A 17,699-nucleotide genomic window follows, 5' to 3' on the forward strand; every position below is an offset into this window, starting at 1 on the left:
TTAGCTCGTAAAGAGCTAAGCTCCTAATCATGACAGCAGACATCACAGCGCTCAGCGGAGCGAAATCCGCACGGAAACCAAGACAAATGCGGCGTATCTCGCGCCTCTTCATCCCGTACCGCGGCCGGCTCGGCCTCATGCTCCTCATCATCGCGGTCACTTCAGCGTTCACCGCGGTGTCCCCATTCCTTCTCCAGCAGATCCTCGACGTGGCCATCCCCGAAGCCGACGTGGAACTGCTCACATGGCTGACCGTCGCCACCCTCATCGTCACCGTCGCCGGGGCGGCCGGCAACGTCCTCCAGTCCTGGATCGCCAACATCGTCGGACAGCGCGTCATGCACGATCTGCGCGTCAGCGTGTACGACCGGCTGTCGCGGATGTCCCTCGGCTTCTTCACCCGCACCCGCACCGGCGACGTCCAGTCGCGCATCAACAACGACATCGGCGGCGTCGACTCCGTCCTCACCAACACCGTCGGCAACCTCGTCGGCGACACCACCACCCTCATCGCCGCCGTGGCCGCCATGCTCCTGCTCGACTGGCGCCTGGCCCTGATGTGCCTGGCCACCATCCCTCTGTTCGTGTGGATCGCCCGCAGCGTCGGCAAGCAGCGCCGCGCCCTGGCCGCCCGCCGCCAGCAGCAGCTCGCCGACGTGACCTCGCTGGTCGAGGAGTCCATGTCGGTCTCGGGCATCCTGCTCGGCAAGACCCTCGGCCGCGGCCCCGCCCAGGTCGCCCGCTTCACCGGCGAGTCCGACCGCCTCGCCCAGCTGGAGGTCAACACCCAGCTCGCCGGCCGGTGGCGCTTCGCGAGCATCCAGGTCTTCTTCGGCGTCATCCCCGCCCTCGTCTACTTCGCCGCCGGTGTGGCCGCGGCCTCCGGCGACGCCCTGGTCTCCATCGGAACCCTGGTCGCCTTCACCACCGTGCAGGTGCGCATGTTCCGCCCGCTGATGTCGCTGATGTCGGCCGGCGTCCAGCTCCAGAGCTCGATGGCCCTGTTCGGGCGCATCTTCGACTACCTCGACCTGCCCATCGACATCACCGAGAAGCCCAGCCCCAAGACCCTCTCCGGTGTCCGCGGCGAGGTCCGCTTCGACCACGTCGGCTTCGCCTACCGCGAGGACAGCCCGACCCTGCGCGACATCGAGCTGACCGTCGCGCCCGGGACCAGCCTCGCCGTCGTCGGCGCGACCGGTTCGGGCAAGACGACGCTGGGCTACCTCGTCGCCCGCCTCTACGACGTCACCGGGGGCGCGGTCACCATCGACGGCGTGGACGTACGCGACCTGTCCTTCGAGAGCCTCACCGACACCGTCGGCGTCGTCTCCCAGGAGACCCACCTCTTCCACGCCTCGATCGCCGAGAACCTGCGCTTCGCCAAACCCGGCGCCACCGACGCCGAGCTGGAGGCCGCCGCCCGCGCCGCCCGCATCCACGAGCACATCGCAGGCCTTCCCGAGGGCTACGACACCGTCGTCGGCGAGCGCGGCTACCGCTTCTCCGGCGGTGAGAAGCAGCGGCTGGCCATCGCCCGCATGGTGTTGCGCAACCCGCCGGTGCTGATCCTCGACGAGGCGACCAGCGCTCTCGACACTCGCACCGAGCAGGAGGTACAGGCGGCCCTCGACGCGCTCGCGCAGGGCCGTACGACGATCGCCATCGCCCACCGGCTGTCCACGATCCGCGACGCCGACCAGATCGTCGTCCTCGACGCCGGGCGCGTCGCCGAGCGGGGGACGCACGCCGAACTGGTCGCCCTCGGCGGGAAGTACGCCGACCTGCTGGCGCAGGACGCGATCGAGGACTGGGCCGACGACGTGGGGGAACCCGCCGTGCGGTGACGGGTTACCGTGACCTCCCCACGCCGCGTGAACGAGGAGTACCGACATGCAGGTGACCACCGACTGGACCACTCTCGACGAGGGGCTTTCGGCCTACGTCGCCACGCCCGCCGAGTCGCGCGGGACGGTCCTGGTGGCCGCCGAGATCTTCGGTGTGAGCGGGCACGTGCGCGACATGTGCGACTCCCTCGCCCGTCGGGGCTACACCGCCGCCGCGCCCGACTTCTACTGGCGCGCCGGGCCCCGGCTGGAGTTCGGCTACGACGACGAGGGCCGGGCCGAGGCGATGGAGCACATGCGCGGTCTTAGCCGGGAGAACGTCCTGGCCGACCTGGAGGCCGCCCGCGCGCTGGCCGGGGACGCCGTGCCGGCGATCGTCGGTTTCAGCCTCGGCGGCCACATCGCGCTCCTCGCGGCGACGGCTGCCCCTTACGTGCTGGCCGTCGACTTCTACGGCGGCTGGACCATCGACGGCGGTGTGCCCCTCGCCGAGCCCGAGCCGCCGCTGGCCGACGCCGCCTCGATCGCCGCGTACGGCACGCCGGTGATGATCCTCGCCGGCGCCGACGACCACCTCATCGGCGACGACGAGTGGAACCGGATCGGGCAGCGGCTCACCAACTACGGCGTCTCGCACGAGCGGGTGCGGTTCGCCGGTGTGAAGCACGGGTTCATGTGCAAAGACCGCCCCGAATGGGATGAGGCCGTCGCGCACGACGCCTGGGAGCGGGTCGTGGCGGCGCTGCGGAAGCGACTGGGGTGAGCCGCAACAGGACCTGGCGCGAGGTCGACGGGGTCCGCGTCGAGGGCACCCGGCGCCCGGTGTTCGTGAACAACGGCGGTATCCACTTCCTCACCGACCTGGAGATCTACGCCGACGGCGTCATCCACTGCTCGGGGCACTTGAACCTGGACGGGCTTGCCACCGAACTCGCGTCGGGGCGGATCTCGGTCGCGCCGCCCGAGGGCGCTCGGGCATCCGCACACCATCTCGCTGCCTGGACCTTCGCCGCGCCGCACTCCGCGTTGACCCCGCCGATGCTGCTCGGCGAGGTCGCCGACGAGATCGAGCTGCTCAACGGCCGCCCCGACTCCCGGTGGCGGTGCCTCGCCTCCGCCCGCGCCTGGGCAGCCGACCCGAGCGAGGACAAGCGCTTCACCCTGCGCGAGGCGTATCACGCCGTGCCCGAGCATCTGCGGAGGTATCTCGGCGACATGGACAACCTGGACCGGTTCTACCGCATCGCGATCACCGACGTCGGCGAGCACGTGAAGTCCCGCGACCGCGAGTTCACGGTCACCGCCGAGCTTCACGAACGGGCGCGGCACTACTTCACCGAGCAGGCCGAGGCGGAGGCCGCGTGGAAGGCGAAAGTCCCCGCCGACGGCCCGAAGACCCCGGCGTCGCCGACCGTCGCCATCAGCGGCACGATCTACCCGAGCGGGTGGCCGACGGTCCCGGGAACCGAGGCGCTCCAGATCGAATACCCCGCACCGATCCGTTTCCGCGACCGTGACTACCCCAGCGTCGCCCACGCTTACTGGGCGCTGTCCACGACCGACCCCGAGGCACACGACCGCATCGCAGCCGCCGAACGCGGCTGGGACGCCGACAAGCTCGCCGCGGCCGTGCCCCGGCGCGAAGGCTGGCCCGAGGCACGGCTGGCGGTCATGGCGGCCCTCTTGCGTGCGAACTTCAGCGCACACCCAGCGCTCGCCGCAATCCTGCTGGCCACCGGTGACGGGCGGATCGTCTACACCGGCATGGGTGGCGACTACTGGTGCGCGGGCGGCACGAACTGGATCGGCCGCCTCCTCGAAGTCGTCCGCGCCGAGCTCAAGGTCGGCGACGTACTGCGCTGAGCGGGTAGGCCAGCGGCGACACCGGCTGGCGTCCGTCGGTGTGGCCGCTGTCGTAATACTTGGGGATGCGCTGCGCGACGACGTGCTCGGCCGCCACGAAGAGCTTGTCGCTGGCGGGAACGCCGACGGACATGGAGTCGGGCACGCTGTCGGTCAGGATCTCGTCGAGCAGCAGGATCCAGCCCGCCAGCGGCGACTCGGCGTCCTCGTGGGCCTGCGCCGAGAGAGCGCGCGCGTTGACCTTCGCACCGTCACGATCGCGCACGGGGTACTCACGGCGGTGCCAGACCGGTGCCGGCTGCCGGCGCATGCGGGCGCGGGCGGCCTCCAGCAGCGTCTCGTCGTCGACGCCCCACGCCTCGACGACGCCCTTCGACACCCAGGTGCGCAGCTCATCGGTCACCTCGTTCTCCGGCGCCTCGACGGTGAAGGCCGCGTACAGGCCCTCGGCGACCCGCACCGAATAGGGGTCGTCGGGGTTGACCGCTCCCGGCTCCTTCTCCACGAACATCGTCTGCGGCTCGTGCGCCAGCCACACGTCCAGGGTCTCGGCGGCCTCGGCGAAACCCACCTCCACCATCCACGCGCGCTGGTCGGCGCCGTCGCACCAGGCGTCGATCCGGTCGTTGCAGATGCGGCGCCACTCCTCGCGAGGGCTCTGCCGGCACAGCGCGGCGAGCGGGTCGAGGTCGAAGTAGTAGATCTCGACCGGCTGGCCCGCGGCGAGTTCGAGGGTCCCCGACTCGACGTCCTGGTCCTCGGCGCCGTAGCCGTAGAGCACCGAGGTGACGGCGTCCACGAAGGCCTCCCACTCCTCCTCGTCGAAGAGGGCGCGGCCGGTGGGTTCGTAATCATCGTCGGACATGGTGGGCGAGGGTAGTCGGGCCGTGCGACAAAACGGCCGCCCGGTACACCGGGCGGCCGTTGACGTGCGGTGGGATCAGCGCGTGGGCGGGACCAGCGGCGTCTGCGTGGTCTCGAACGCGGCGGCGACCTTGTACATCACGTCGTCGCGCATGGTCGGCGCCATGATCTGCAGGCCGACCGGCAGGCCCTCCGAGAGTCCACAGGGAACGGAGATGGCCGGGCCGCCGTACAGGTTCGACGGGATCGTGTACAGGTCGGCCAGGTACATCTGCACCGGGTCGCCGGTCCGCGAGCCGAAGGGGAACGCCACGAAGGGCGTGGTCGGCGAGACCAGTGCGTCGACCTGCTCGAAGGCCGCGGTGAAGTCGCGGTTGATGAGCGTGCGGACCTTCTGCGCCTGACCGTAGAACTGGTCGACGTAACCCGAGGACAGCGCGTAGGTGCCCAGCATGATCCGGCGCTTGACCTCGGGGCCGAAACCGGCCTCGCGGGTCAGGGCCATGACCTCTTCCAGCGAGTGCCGGCCGTCGTCGCCGACCCGCAGGCCGTAGCGGACGCCGTCGAAGCGCGCGAGGTTGGAGGAGCACTCGCTCGGGGAGATCAGGTAGTAGGCGGGCAGCGCGTAGGAGAAGTGCGGGCACGAGACCTCGACGATCTCCGCGCCCAGCTTCACCAGGGTGTCGACGCCCGCCTGGTAGGCGGCGATGACGCCGGGCTCGGCGCCCTCCGTCTCGCCGAACTCGCGGACCACGCCGAGGCGCATGCCCGACAGGTCGCCGCGGGCGCCCTCACGAGCGGCCTCGACGACCGGCGGAACGGGCTGCGGGATCGAGGTCGAGTCGCGGCGGTCGTGACCGGCGATGACCTCGTGCAGCAGGGCCGCGTCGAGGACGTTGCGGGCGAACGGGCCGGGGGTGTCCAGCGAGGAGGAGAAGGCGATCAGGCCGTAGCGGCTGGTGCCGCCGTAGGTCGGCTTCGCGCCGACGGTGCCGGTCACCGCGCCGGGCTGCCGGATCGAGCCGCCGGTGTCGGTGCCCAGCGAGATCGGGGCGAGGCCGCCGGCGACCGCGGCGGCACTGCCGCCCGAGGACCCGCCGGGGATGCGGCCGAGGTCCCACGGGTTGCGCGTGGCGCCGTAGGCGGAGTACTCGGTGGAGGAGCCCATCGCGAACTCGTCCATGTTCGTCTTGCCGAGCATGACCGTGCCGGCCGCCTTGAGGCGCTCGACGACGGTGGCGTCGTAGGGCGGGATCCAGCCTTCGAGGATCTTCGAGGCGGCCGTGGTCGGGACGCCCTTGGTGGTCATCACGTCCTTGACCGCGACCGGCACGCCGGCCAGCGGGCCGAGCTTCTCGCCGGCGGCGCGGGCGGTGTCGACCGCTTCGGCCGCCGCGCGGGCGCCGTCGGCGTCGATGTGCAGGTAGGCGTGGACGTCACCGTCTTCGGCGGCGATCTTGTCCAGGAACCTGCCCGTGACCTCGCTCGCCGAGACGCTTCCGTCGGCGATGAGGGCGGCGATCTCGGTCGCGCTGAGGCTCGTTACGTCGCTCATCGGGTGCTACTCCTCCTCGTCCAGGATGCGGGGCACCCGGAAACGGTCCTCGGCGGAATCGGGCGCGCCGGCCAGTACGGCGTCGCGGCCCAGCGAGGGCTCGGGCTCGTCGGCGCGCAGCACGTTCGTGAGCGGGACCGAGTGGGAGGTGGGCGGGATGTCGTCGGCGGCCACCTCACCGATCCGGGCGACGGACTGCAGGATGCCGTCCAGCTGCCCGGCGAACCTGTCGAGTTCGTCCTCGGTCACGGCGAGCCGCGCGAGGCGCGCCAGGTGCGCTACCTCGTCACGGGAGATGGCAGACATCGGTGGGTCCCCTCGGCCAGCGGTTTCGGCGGTTTCGTATGGCCGCTTGAGTCTATGGCGCCGGTCGGCGTGGGCTCAGAGGGGGGATGGGCCGGGGGCGGGAGTTCCCTCCTGACCCCGGCGCGGACCCGGCGCCGCCCGCTCCGGGCGGCGGTGGCGGCCGTCCCGGCGCCCCGGCGAAGCCGGCGTCGGCCACTCCGCGACGCACGGCCGGGCGTCGCGGCCGCAGGATGACTGCAAGGTCGCCGCCCGACGATCTGTGTCGGCATAGGGCCGAGTGAAGTCGATCAAATCGGTCGCGGGTTCGCCGGGCGCGCCGGTAACGTCGTGCGTCGCGTCCGACGTGAAGGAGATCGCCGTGGACCCGCTGACCGAGGCACAGATCCGCCGCTCGATGACCAACTGCTCGCGCGGGGAGGCCGACAAGCTGACCCTGCCGGGCAAGCTCGACGAGGTCGCGTGGGACCGCGTCGACTTCCTGGGCTGGCGCGACCCGAAGGCACCGCTGCGGTCCTACATCGTGACGTGGCGCGACGGTGAGCCGGTCGGGATGGCGCTGCGGGTCGCCGACTCACCGAAGGCGCGGCGGGTCTCGGCGATGTGCGGGTTGTGCCGCTCGACCCGGCAGGGCGGGTCGGTGTCGCTGTTCACCGCGCGGCGGGCGAAGACCGACAGCCGCGACTGGAACTCCGTGGGGACCTACATCTGCAACGACCTCGGCTGCTCGCGCAACGCGCGGCTGGAGAAGGCGACCGCCGACACGCAGCTCGACGGGACACTGACGGTCGGCGAGCGCGTGGCGGGTGTGCGGACACGGCTGGACCGCTTCTTCGACGAGGTTCTGCACGGCTGAGCGCCCGGGGGTTGCGCGGCTCACGCCCGCGGACATATCGTTGCCGGAGTCAAGGATTTCATTGACGGAGGCAGAGAAATGTCCGAGCTCACTCCCCAGATCGCCGCCGTGCGGTCCTTCAACCGCTTCTACACCAAGGTCATCGGCACGCTCGGCGAGAGCCTTCTCGACAGCGGTCACACCCTCACCGAGGCGCGCGTCCTCTTCGAGCTCGCGCAGCGCGAGACCATGCCCGTGGTCGCCCTGCGCAAGGAGCTCGACCTCGACGCCGGCTACCTCAGCCGGATCCTCCACCGCTTCGACGCCGACGGGCTGGTCACCCGCGACCGCTCGCCCCACGACGCCCGGCAGCAGATCCTCACGCTGACCCCCGAGGGCCGCAAGACCCAGGCCGCCCTCGACGGCCGCACCGACGACCAGGTCGCCGAACTGCTCGAATCCCTGACGCCCTCCGACCGCGAGCGGCTCGTGCGCTCGCTGACCACCGCCCGCGACATCCTCGACGGCCCGACCCCACGACAGGTCACCGTCCGGACCGCCCGCACCGGCGACTACGGCTGGATCGCCTACCGCCACGGTGTCCTCTACAACGGTGAGCACGGCTTCGACGAGACCTTCGAGGGCGTCTGCGCGCGGATCGTCGCCGACTTCGCCTCCGCCGGCGGCCACGACCCCGACCGCGAGCGCACCTGGATCGCCGAGGTCGACGGCGACCGCGCCGGCAGCGTCATGTGCCTGGCCGAGGACGCCGAGACCGCCCGGTTGCGCGTGCTGCTCGTCGAGCCGTGGGCGCGGGGAACGGGGATCGGCTTCCGCCTGGTCGACGAGTGCGTCGACTTCGCCAGGCGCGTCGGGTACCGCCGCATGGTGCTGTCGACGAACGGCGACCTGCACGCCGCCCGGCGCATCTACGAGCGCGCGGGATTCGCTCGCGTCGACAAGGTCGGCGGGCACGGGCACTCCGTGGTGGACCAGCACTGGGAGAAGCTGCTGTGAGAGCGCGCGGCCACGGCTCTCACCGTGGCCGCGCGCACGCTCAGGATCCCGCGGCCGGCCCCAGGGGCTCGGCGGCCCGCACCGGAGGAAGCAGGAGGTTCGGCGGACGGTAGCGGTGCAGCCAGCCGGACAGCTGGTCGGCGGGCATCGGCCGGGCGTGGAACCAGCCCTGCGCGATGTCGCAGCCGAGCACGGCCAGCGCGCGCCAGGTGGTCTCGTCCTCGACCCCTTCGGCCACGACCCGCAGGCCCAGCGAGCCCGCCAGATCGATGATGGAGCGGACGATGGCCGCGTCGTCACCGCTCTCGTTGTCCATACCGAGCACGAAGGACCGGTCGATCTTCACCTCCGACACCGGCAGCCTGCGCAGGTGCTGAAGCGAGGAGAAACCAGTGCCGAAGTCGTCGAGGCTCAAGGCCACACCGAGCGCTTCGAGGCCCTTCAGCGTGGTCAGCACCCGGCGCGGGTCGGCCATCAGGGCGCTCTCGGTTATCTCCAGCTGGAGCTGCGAGGGCGCGACGTCGTTGGCGACCAGGCGCCTGGTGAGCCCTTCCACGAAGGTCGGGTTCTGGAGGTCGCGGACGCTGACGTTGACCGAGGCCCGAAGGTCGAGGCCCTCCTTCGACCAGGTCGCCAGCTGCTGGATGGCGTTGTCGAGGACGCGGAAGGTCAGCAGGCGCATCACCGCGCTGTGCTCGGCGAGGCTGATCAGCTCCTCCGGGTCGACCTTGCCCTGCTTGGGATGCCGGTAGCGCAGCAGCGCCTCGACGCCCAGGACCTCACCCGTCAGGATCGACACCTGCGGCTGCCAGTACAGCTCGATGCCGGGCAGCGCGTCGTCCTCCAGCGTCCGGCGCAGATCCCCGAGGAGACTGAGGCGCTCGGGGGTGTTCTGGTCGGACTCCGGCGCGTAGACGTTCACCGGGTCGCCCCGGCGCTTGGCCTCGTACATCGCCACGTCGGCGTGCTGCATGAGGGCCTCGAAGTCGGTGCCGTGCTCGGGGCACCTGGCCACGCCGATCGCGCCGGCCACGTCGATGGTGATCTCACCGATCTGGACCGGCTCGTTGAGCGCCGCCCCGAGACGTTCGGCGACCTGCACCGGGTCGGCCGCGGCGCCGGTGACGACGATGGCGAACTCGTCCCCGCCGAGGCGGGCGAGGTGCTCGCCCTCGCGGATGTTGGCCGACAGGCGCCTGCCGACCTCGATCAGCAACTGGTCGCCGATCGCGTGCCCCATGGCGTCGTTGACGGCCTTGAAGCGGTCGAGGTCGCACACGAGCAGCGCGACGCCTCCCCCGCGCTCCCGGTACCAGGCGATCTCCGCGTCGACCCAGCGCTGGAGGGCGGTGCGGTTGGGCAGCCCCGTCAGCGGGTCGGTCCGCGACAGGTCCTCCATGTCGTTGGACAGGCGGGCGTTCTTGTAGACCCCGTACAGCGGCAGTGCGATCAGCGGCGTCAGCCACACGTTGTGCATCGCGGCGGTCAGCAGCACCGGCCCGAGCGCGAGCAGCGCGCCGTCGCCGAGCGTGTCGTTGCCGAGGTTGCCCAGGAAGCCCTTCCAGAAAGGTCTGCCGAAGCGCAGGAACACCGCGAGGCTGACCATCGTGTGGTTGACCAGCAGCCACGCGACGGCGCTGCCGACGACGGCCACCAGGGTCTGCACCTCGGCGGGCAGCGGAACGTTCGGCGCGACCATCTCGGTGCCGTTGATGGCGATCAGTACGAGCCACGCCGCGCTCAGCGACAGGGTGTACTGGGCGGCGTTGAACCCGGCGCGCCAGACGGTGTACCGGCAGCGCCAAGAGGACACGGCGGTGGCCAGGATCTGCACAACGATCGCCGGGCCGAGGCCCCATCCGAACAGGATGGCGTAGCTGAAACAGGTGGACATGACCACGATCGCCGACTGCCGCGGCCCCGGCGGGGACAGCGGAAGCGCGTCGACCACGACCGCGAGAACGGCCAGGGCCCAGAAGGCGGCCGGTGCGACCGCCAGTACGTCCCCGATCGAAGGCGCGGTCAACGTCAAGATCACCGCACTGACCGCCATCACCAGACCGACGTACCCGAAGAAGATCCCGGCGCGGTTCGGTGGGGCGGTATTGCGGAAGTTCATCGACGTCATAAGCCCCTCCCAGACGTCGAAGCCGGCAACTGACACGCGTCAGCCAGGATTGCGTCTCCTAGTCCTACCGCGATTCCCCCCATTGAGCAACGACGATCATTGCGCCTGGTGACGCGCGAGTTGCGCGGCGGCCTCGGGACCGGAGGTCAGGAGAGCCGCGAAACCGGCCTCGTCGAGAACCGGGACACCGAGCTTGAGCGCCTTGTCGTATTTCGAACCGGGTGACTCGCCGACGACCACGAAGCTGGTCTTCTTCGACACCGACCCGGACATCTTCCCGCCCGCCGCCTGCACCAACTCCGTCGCACCGTCCCTTGAGTACTGTTCGAGGGTACCGGTCAGCACGACGGTCACACCCTCCAGCGAAGGGCCGTCGGTCTCCACCCGTTCGTCTTCCATGCGCACACCGGCCGCTCGCCACTTCTCCACGATCTCGCGGTGCCAGCCGACGATGAACCACGCCGCAAGGGATTCCGCGATCCGCGGCCCCACTCCGTCGACGGCGGCGAGCTCTTCGACGGAGGCGTTCATGATGGTGTCGAGCGAACCCAACTCGCGTGCGAGTTCGCGCGCGGCGGCCGGTCCGACGTGCCTGATCGACAGCGCCACGATGACGCGGGCGAGCGGGACGCTCTTGACCTCTTCGAGGTTGGCGAGGAACTTGCGGCCGTTGGCGCTGAGGTGGCCGTCCTTGGTGACGAACAGCGGGCAGCCGAGCAGCTTCTCCTCGTCGAGCGCGAACAGGTCGCCCTCGTTGCCCACCACGCCGGAGTCGAACAGGGCGCCGGCCGACTTCTCGCCGAGCACCTCGATGTCGAAGGCGCGGCGGGCGCCGACGGCGAGGATGCGCTCCTTGACCTGCCCGGGGCAGTACTCGGCGTTCGGGCAGCGCTGGTCGACGTCGTCGGCCTTCTCGCGGTGCAGCGCGGTGCCGCAGGACGGGCAGGTCGAGGGCATCACGAAGGCGCGCTCGTCGCCGGTGCGGGCCTCGGTGACCGGGCCGACGATCTCGGGGATGACGTCGCCGGCCTTGCGGACGACCACGCGGTCTCCGATGAGGACGCCCTTGCGCTCGACCTCGTCGGCGTTGTGGAGCGTGGCGTAGGTGACGACCGATCCGGCGACCTTCACCGGCTCCAGGACCGCGTAGGGCGTCACGCGGCCAGTGCGGCCGACGTTGGTGCGGATGTCGAGGAGCGGCGTGGTGACCTCCTCGGGCGGGAACTTCCACGCGATGGCCCAGCGGGGGGCCTTGCTGGTCGAGCCGAGGCGGCGCTGGATGGCGACCTGGTCGACCTTGACGACGACGCCGTCGATCTCGTGGACGAGCCGGTTGCGCTTCTTGGCGTACTCGGCGATGTAGGCGCGCACGCCATCGATGTCCGGGACGACCTTGAAGTACTCGCTGGTGGGCAGGCCCCAGGCCGTCAGCGCCGCGTAGGACTCCGACTGCGCGGTGGGCGTGAAGCCGCGCGCGGCGCCGATGCCGTAGACGGTCATCCGCAGGGCCCGCTTGGCCGTCACCCGCGGGTCCTTCTGCCGGAGGCTGCCCGAGGCGGTGTTGCGCGGGTTGGCGTAGGGCGGCTTGCCGTCGGCGACCAGGGCGGCGTTGAGGTCGGCGAACTCCGCGACCGGGAAGTACACCTCGCCGCGGACCTCGATGAACTCCGGGACCGGGAACTCCTCGGTGCCGGTGAGCACGTCGGGGATGTTGGCGATGGTGCGCACGTTGGCGGTGACGTCCTCGCCGACGGTCCCGGTGCCCCGGGTCGCGCCGCGAACCAGGCGGCCGTTCTCGTAGGTCAGGTTGAGCGCGAGGCCGTCGATCTTGAGTTCGCAGAGGAGGTCGACGCGCGGGACCTGCTGGTGGATCCGCTCCGCCCAGGCGCTCAGTTCCTCGTCGTTCATCGCGTTGTCGAGGCTGAGCATGCGCTCGGCGTGTGTGACGGAGGCGAAGTCGGTGGTGAAGCCGCCGACCTTCTGGCTGGGCGAGTCCGGCGTGACCAGTTCGGGGTGCGCCTCCTCGATGGCGATGAGCTCGCGCATGAGGGCGTCGAACTCCGCGTCGGAGATGATCGAGGCGTCGCGCACGTAATACAGGTACCGATGCTCGTCGATCTCGGCGGCGAGGGCCGCGTGCCGGGCGCGCGCGGCGTCGAGATCCTGCGGAACCGGGGTGTCCGAGGCCGCCGCCGACTGATCCGGGGTGGAGGTCGCGTCACTGTTCACGCCGAACATCATCGCAGGAACTTCCGACATTTTGGTGTGCCCGGGGTCTCGATCCCGTCGTGACCGTCACCCCTCGCCCGTAGTGTCGGCGACTCCAGAGGCGAAGGTCACGCCCGCGGAGAGCGGATCCTTACTGCGTACAGTGTACGATCAATGCCGCACTCCACGCAGGACCCAGCGAGAGGACCCCAGTGACCGCCACGCACGACCTCCCTTCGGGGCACGCCGGCGCCGACATCCGCATCACCGGCGCGCGGGAGCACAACCTCAAGGACGTCTCCCTCACGATCCCGAACAACCGGATCACCGTGTTCACCGGCGTGTCCGGCTCGGGCAAGTCCTCCATCGTCTTCGACACGATCGCCGTCGAGGCGTCCCGGCAGCTCTACGGCACCTTCAGCTGGTTCATCCGCAACCAGCTGCCCAAGTACGAACGCCCCAACGCCGACGCCATCGAGAACCTGACCACGCCGATCATCGTCGACCAGAAGCCCGTCGGCGGCAACGCCCGCTCCACCGTGGGCACGATGACCGACATCTACGGGATGATCCGCGGCCTGTTCGCCAAGTGCGGCTCCCCGGTGACCGACAACGTCGGCATGTACGGCTTCAACGACCCGCAGGGCATGTGCCCCGAGTGCGACGGCATCGGCCGCACCATCCGCCCCGACCTCGAACTCATGCTCGACCGGTCCAAGTCCCTCAACGAGGGCGCCATCCTGCTGCCGGGCTACAAGGTCGGCGGCCTGGAGTGGCAGAACTACGGCAACTACCCCGGCCTCGACCCGGCCAAGCGCCTGGCCGACTACACCGAGGCCGAGTGGCACACCCTCCTGCACGGCAGCGAGGGCAAGGTCGAGCTGAGCATGAAGAACGGCAACTTCAAGGCCAACTACGAGGGCATCCACGACAAGTTCGTCCGCCAGGGCGTCAAACGCGACCTCAGCGGCCTGAGCGAGCGCACCCGGGAGAACATCCAGAAGTTCCTCACCGAGGGCGTCTGCCCCGCCTGCGAGGGCGCGCGGCTCAACCCGCGGGCGCTGGCGACCACGATCAACGGCCGCAACATCGCCGATTGGTCCCGGATGCAGATCACCGACCTGATCGAGGTCCTCGCCGAACTCGACGACCCCGTCGCCGGCCCGATCGCCGAAGGCGCGCGGGTGCAGCTCCAGCGCGTCGCCGACATCGGCCTGGGATACTTGAGCCTCGACCGCGCCACCGCCACGCTCTCCGGCGGCGAGGGGCAGCGGCTGAAGATGGTCAAACACCTGGGCAGCAGCCTCACCGCCGTGACCTACATCTTCGACGAGCCCAGCACCGGCCTCCACCCGCGAGACGTCGGCCGCCTCAACGACCTCCTGCGCGCGCTGCGGGACAAGGGGAACACCGTCCTGGTCGTCGAGCACGACCCCGACGTCATCGTCATCGCCGACCACGTCGTCGACGTGGGCCCCATGGCCGGCGCGCACGGCGGACGGATCGTGTTCGAAGGCGGCGTCGCCGAACTGCGCGACGCCGACACCCCGACCGGCCGCGGCCTGCGCCGCAACGCGACGGTGAAGGCCGTCGTGCGCGAGGCGACCGGAAAGCTCAGCATCGACGACGCCGACCTGCACAACCTCAAGAACGTCTCGGTGGCCGTGCCCACCGGCGTGCTCACCGCCGTGACCGGCGTGGCCGGCTCGGGCAAGAGCACGCTGATCTCCGAGGTGTTCACGGCGGCCTACCCGGAGACGATCTTCGTCGACCAGTCGGCCATCGGCGCCTCCTCCCGCTCGACCCCGGCGAGCTACCTCGGGATCATGGACCCGCTGCGGAAGGCCTTCGCGACCACCAACGGCGTCGCGCCCGGCCTGTTCAGCTTCAACTCCACCGGCGCCTGCGAGGAGTGCCAGGGCAAGGGCGTCATCATCACCGAACTCGCCTACATGGACCCGATCACGACCCACTGCGGCAGCTGCGACGGACGCCGCTTCAAGGAATCGGTGCTGGAGCACAGGCTGCGCGGCAAGTCCATCGCCGACGTCCTGGAGCTCTCGGCCGAGGACGCGCTCGACTTCCTCACCGAGAAGCCGATGCTGACCAAGGCGCGCGCCCTCGTCGACGTCGGCCTGTCCTACCTGAGCCTCGGCCAGCCGCTGAGCACCCTGTCGGGCGGCGAGCGGCAGCGCATCAAGCTCGCCACCCAGCTGCACCGCACGGGCAGCGTCTACGTCCTCGACGAGCCCACCACCGGCCTGCACATGTCCGATGTGGACACCTTGCTGGCGCTGATGAACCGCATGGTGGACAAGGGGAACACCGTGGTGGTGATCGAGCACAACCTCGACGTCATCCAGCAGGCCGACTGGATCATCGACCTCGGCCCCGACGGCGGCAAGGACGGCGGCGAGATCGTCTTCACCGGCACCCCGGCGCAGCTGCTCGAATCGCGGCGATCCCTGACGGGCGAGTACCTGCGCAGGTACCACGCGAGTTAGCGGCGCGAGCGGGGCCTGCGGTTCAGCAGGTCCCGCGCTCGCCCTCGCCGACGCGGTCCAGGAGTTTGGCCTCGAACTCCAGGGAGGCCGCGATCCAGCGTTCGAGGCTGTGCTCGAAGTGCGAGCGGAGCACACCGAATCCGGCGTGGAGGAAGATCTCGCCGACGCAGCTGATGGTGCCGTCGTCGAAGGTGTGCGTGTAGACCTTCGGCCACAGCGTCCGGCGGTTCCAGTCGTCGACGGCGGCGAGCAGGCGTCGGCGCAGGCCCTCGTCGTAGCGCCGGTCGTAGAAGGTCCGCACGGAGAACATCCGGTCGGCGCCCTCCTCCCGGAAGCCGAAATAGACGCGCAGGTCGTCCCAGGGGGCGAGGACGTCGCCGTCCTCGTCGACGGTGTGGTTGATCTCCAGCCGGTCGAGCAGGCCGGCGACCATGCCCTCGTCGATGATCACCGCGCGCTCGGCCGGATCGAGTCCATGATGGAACGCCGAAAAGCGGTCTTCCACGTTTCTTCCTTTCTCAGGGGGACTCGGCCATCTTCGCCGGTCTGCGCCAGCCGCCGGCTCAGGGCTTGCGCAGGAACCGCGCCGGAACGTGGTCGGCGAGCCAGACGCCGTTGGCCGAGACGTAGAAGTCGTGGCCGGCGGCGGCCATCTGCGCCGCCAGAACCGTGAGGACCACGGGTTTCCCGTGCCGGGTGCCGACGCGCGTCGCGGTCTCGGTGTCGGCCGACAGGTGGACGTGATGCCGTCCGCCGCGAACGAGGCCGCCGGCCAGGATCGCGTCGAGGTTGCCGATCGCGGTGCCGTGGAAGAGGAGCGCGGGCGGCTCGGCCGGTTCGAGGGCGAGGTCGACCTCGATCGAGTGGCCCTGGTTGGCGCGGATGCGGCCGTCGGCGATGGTGAAGCGCCGCTTGTCGTTGCCCTCGACCACGTCGTCGAGTTCGGCGCGGGTGAGCGGGTACCCCTTCGACGCCAGGGCCGTGAGGAGTTCGTCGACACCCGTCCAGCCCTGGGCGTCGAGGGTGAGGCCCAGCCGCGCCGGGTCGTGCCGAAGTGTCTTGGACAGCATCTTGCTGATCGTGACCAGTTTCTTGGGATCCATGCCGACGAGGGTATGGAGCCCGGACCCCTTGGCGCGACGGTATTGCGGCCGCGTCCCCGCGTTCGTCGACCGTGGCGGGCGCGGGGCGCGTTGAGCAGGGACCGGCTACACGGGGTCCCGTTCGATGGCCTGGCGGGCCACGTCGGCCAGGTGCCGGCGGACGTGCGGTGGGATGATGACGCGCCAGGACACCGCTAGGTGGTGGGACCTGCTCGGATGAGACTGCTCGGCCGAAGACATGGTGCGGCGGCCCGCGCTCGGCGGGCCGCCGCTCGGTGTCCGCTGCCTTCTTCCGGTCTCAGCCCGGACCGGATCGGCGGGGGCCTAAATGAAGCCGACGTAGAGCAGCACGTTCGGCGAACCCGGTCCGGGGTTGCCGACCACGCCGGGAGTGCCGTTGTTCACCAGGGCGTCGCGGACCTGCTGCGGCGTCGCCGTGGGGTTGGCCGACAGGTACAGCGCGGCCGCGCCGGCGACGTGCGGGGATGCCATCGAGGTGCCGCTGATGGTGTTGGTGGCGCTGTTCGAGCCGATCCACGACGACGTGATGCCGCTGCCGGGGGCGAAGATGTCGAGGCAGGTGCCGTAGTTCGAGTACGAGGCACGCGCGTCGTTGCTCTCCGTGGCGCCGACCGTGATCGCGTCCGGCGTGCTCGCCGGCGAGAAGGAGCAGGCGTCGGCGTTGGAGTTGCCCGCCGCGATCGCGTAGGTGACACCGGAGCCGACCGAAGCGGTGACGGCGTCGTTGACGGCCTGGCTGAATCCGCCGCCGAGGCTCATGTTGGCCGCGGCCGGCTTGACCGCGTTGGCGGTCACCCAGTCGATGCCGGCGATGACGCCGGCGTAGCTGCCGGATCCGGAGCAGTTGAGCACCCGGACGGCGACGAGCTGGGCGTTCTTGGCCAGCCCGTACTCCGAACCGCCGACGGTCCCGGCGACGTGCGTGCCGTGGCCCTGGCAGTCGGTGGCGTCACTGTCGTTGTCGACGGTGTCGGTCCCGTGCGTCGCCCGGCCCCCGAAGGTGTCGTGCGTCGTCAGGATGCCGGTGTCGATGATGTAGACGTGCACGCCGGTGCCGTCGTTGGGGTAGGTGTAGCTGTTGTCGAGCGGCAGGTTGGCCTGGTCGACCCGGTCGAGGCCCCAGGACGGGGGATTCGCCTGGGTGCCGGTGATCGAGACGGCCTGGTCGGCCTCGACGTAGGCGACGCGCGGGTCGGCGGCCATGCGCCGGGCCTGCTGCTCGGTCATGCTGGCCGAGAAGCCGTCGAGCGCGCTGCCGAAGGTCCGCGTGACCTGCCCGTCGTACCGGGTGACGAGGGTCCGCGCGGTGTCTTCGGACGAGGCGGCCAGATCGGCTCGCAGCGACACGATGTAGTGGCCTTCGATGGCCGTTGGGCTGTCGGCGCCGAGAACGGCCGCCTCCGCCTGCGCCGGTGCCGAACCGAGCAGTGCCCCGCCGAGGATCGCGGCGG

Annotated in this window: 13 protein-coding genes and 1 pseudogene; 6 read left to right on the forward strand and 8 right to left on the reverse strand. The window is 70.4% G+C overall.

The window, feature by feature from the left end; genetic code table 11:
- Nucleotides 1–86: 86 nt before the first annotated feature.
- The 3 genes from AB0I28_RS24815 to AB0I28_RS24825 are packed head-to-tail and all read left to right on the forward strand — an operon-like array spanning nt 87 to nt 3,710.
- Complete coding sequence (locus tag AB0I28_RS24815; protein WP_357497058.1) at nt 87–1,847, forward strand: ABC transporter ATP-binding protein; 1,761 nt, start codon at nt 87–89, stop codon at nt 1,845–1,847.
- A gap of 46 nt (nt 1,848–1,893) precedes the next feature.
- Nucleotides 1,894–2,610: a dienelactone hydrolase family protein gene (locus AB0I28_RS24820; RefSeq protein ID WP_357497060.1), complete on the forward strand. Its 717-nt coding sequence runs from the start codon at nt 1,894–1,896 to the stop codon at nt 2,608–2,610.
- Complete coding sequence (locus AB0I28_RS24825) at nt 2,607–3,710, forward strand: NADAR family protein (protein WP_357497062.1); 1,104 nt, start codon at nt 2,607–2,609, stop codon at nt 3,708–3,710. Before AB0I28_RS24820 ends, AB0I28_RS24825 begins: the two co-directional genes overlap by 4 nt.
- On the opposite strand, the gene AB0I28_RS24830 is transcribed toward AB0I28_RS24825, so the two are convergent.
- The 3 genes from AB0I28_RS24830 to gatC all read right to left on the reverse strand — a co-directional run bounded on the left by AB0I28_RS24830 (nt 3,685) and on the right by gatC (nt 6,435).
- Entirely contained in the window at nt 3,685–4,575 is an 891-nt protein-coding gene (locus AB0I28_RS24830; protein ID WP_357497064.1) for a hypothetical protein, read from the reverse strand. The genes AB0I28_RS24825 and AB0I28_RS24830 overlap by 26 nt on opposite strands.
- A gap of 75 nt (nt 4,576–4,650) precedes the next feature.
- Nucleotides 4,651–6,129: an Asp-tRNA(Asn)/Glu-tRNA(Gln) amidotransferase subunit GatA gene (gene gatA, locus AB0I28_RS24835; RefSeq protein WP_357497066.1), complete on the reverse strand. Its 1,479-nt coding sequence runs from the start codon at nt 6,127–6,129 to the stop codon at nt 4,651–4,653.
- 6 nt (nt 6,130–6,135) lie between these two features.
- Complete coding sequence (gene gatC, locus AB0I28_RS24840) at nt 6,136–6,435, reverse strand: Asp-tRNA(Asn)/Glu-tRNA(Gln) amidotransferase subunit GatC (RefSeq protein ID WP_357497068.1); 300 nt, start codon at nt 6,433–6,435, stop codon at nt 6,136–6,138.
- Between the two features lie 358 nt (nt 6,436–6,793).
- Between gatC and AB0I28_RS24845 the strand changes: the two genes are divergently transcribed.
- Nucleotides 6,794–7,288, forward strand: coding sequence for an FBP domain-containing protein (locus AB0I28_RS24845; RefSeq protein WP_357497070.1), 495 nt, complete (start codon nt 6,794–6,796; stop codon nt 7,286–7,288).
- Nucleotides 7,289–7,366: 78 nt separating this feature from the next.
- Nucleotides 7,367–8,284: a helix-turn-helix domain-containing GNAT family N-acetyltransferase gene (locus AB0I28_RS24850; protein WP_357497072.1), complete on the forward strand. Its 918-nt coding sequence runs from the start codon at nt 7,367–7,369 to the stop codon at nt 8,282–8,284.
- 40 nt (nt 8,285–8,324) lie between these two features.
- Here the strand turns inward: AB0I28_RS24850 and AB0I28_RS24855 are convergent, their stop codons facing one another.
- Together AB0I28_RS24855 and ligA are read right to left on the reverse strand one after the other, a co-directional pair.
- Complete coding sequence (locus AB0I28_RS24855) at nt 8,325–10,412, reverse strand: EAL domain-containing protein (RefSeq protein ID WP_357497074.1); 2,088 nt, start codon at nt 10,410–10,412, stop codon at nt 8,325–8,327.
- Between the two features lie 96 nt (nt 10,413–10,508).
- Nucleotides 10,509–12,650, reverse strand: a complete 2,142-nt coding sequence (gene ligA, locus AB0I28_RS24860) for an NAD-dependent DNA ligase LigA (RefSeq protein ID WP_357497263.1) — start codon at nt 12,648–12,650, stop codon at nt 10,509–10,511.
- Between the two features lie 182 nt (nt 12,651–12,832).
- Here ligA and AB0I28_RS24865 point away from each other — a divergent pair, with 182 nt between their 5' ends.
- Nucleotides 12,833–15,124, forward strand: coding sequence for an excinuclease ABC subunit UvrA (locus AB0I28_RS24865; RefSeq protein WP_357497076.1), 2,292 nt, complete (start codon nt 12,833–12,835; stop codon nt 15,122–15,124).
- Between the two features lie 22 nt (nt 15,125–15,146).
- On the opposite strand, the gene AB0I28_RS24870 is transcribed toward AB0I28_RS24865, so the two are convergent.
- The 3 genes and pseudogenes from AB0I28_RS24870 to AB0I28_RS24880 all read right to left on the reverse strand — a co-directional run.
- Nucleotides 15,147–15,629 carry a YbjN domain-containing protein gene (locus AB0I28_RS24870; protein ID WP_357497078.1) on the reverse strand — a complete coding sequence of 161 codons (483 nt, stop codon included), beginning with the start codon at nt 15,627–15,629 and terminating at the stop codon, nt 15,147–15,149.
- Nucleotides 15,630–15,687: 58 nt separating this feature from the next.
- Nucleotides 15,688–16,227 carry an RNA 2'-phosphotransferase gene (locus AB0I28_RS24875; protein WP_357497080.1) on the reverse strand — a complete coding sequence of 180 codons (540 nt, stop codon included), beginning with the start codon at nt 16,225–16,227 and terminating at the stop codon, nt 15,688–15,690.
- Between the two features lie 333 nt (nt 16,228–16,560).
- Nucleotides 16,561–17,676: pseudogene (locus tag AB0I28_RS24880) on the reverse strand (S8 family peptidase); the annotation flags it as partial.
- Between the last annotated feature and the right edge of the window lie 23 nt (nt 17,677–17,699).

It is taken from the genome of Phytomonospora sp. NPDC050363 (genome assembly GCF_040655735.1).
Lineage (GTDB): Bacteria > Actinomycetota > Actinomycetes > Mycobacteriales > Micromonosporaceae > Phytomonospora.

Bases quoted from the DNA above. Each gene is read 5' to 3' on its own strand.
- AB0I28_RS24875 (WP_357497080.1), bottom strand. From the start codon at position 16,227: ATGGATCCCAAGAAACTGGTCACGATCAGCAAGATGCTGTCCAAGACA.
- gatC (WP_357497068.1), bottom strand. From the start codon at position 6,435: ATGTCTGCCATCTCCCGTGACGAGGTAGCGCACCTGGCGCGCCTCGCG.
- AB0I28_RS24855 (WP_357497074.1), bottom strand. From the start codon at position 10,412: ATGACGTCGATGAACTTCCGCAATACCGCCCCACCGAACCGCGCCGGG.
- AB0I28_RS24850 (WP_357497072.1), top strand. From the start codon at position 7,367: ATGTCCGAGCTCACTCCCCAGATCGCCGCCGTGCGGTCCTTCAACCGC.
- AB0I28_RS24815 (WP_357497058.1), top strand. From the start codon at position 87: ATGCGGCGTATCTCGCGCCTCTTCATCCCGTACCGCGGCCGGCTCGGC.
- gatA (WP_357497066.1), bottom strand. From the start codon at position 6,129: ATGAGCGACGTAACGAGCCTCAGCGCGACCGAGATCGCCGCCCTCATC.
- AB0I28_RS24820 (WP_357497060.1), top strand. From the start codon at position 1,894: ATGCAGGTGACCACCGACTGGACCACTCTCGACGAGGGGCTTTCGGCC.
- ligA (WP_357497263.1), bottom strand. From the start codon at position 12,650: ATGTTCGGCGTGAACAGTGACGCGACCTCCACCCCGGATCAGTCGGCG.
- AB0I28_RS24830 (WP_357497064.1), bottom strand. From the start codon at position 4,575: ATGTCCGACGATGATTACGAACCCACCGGCCGCGCCCTCTTCGACGAG.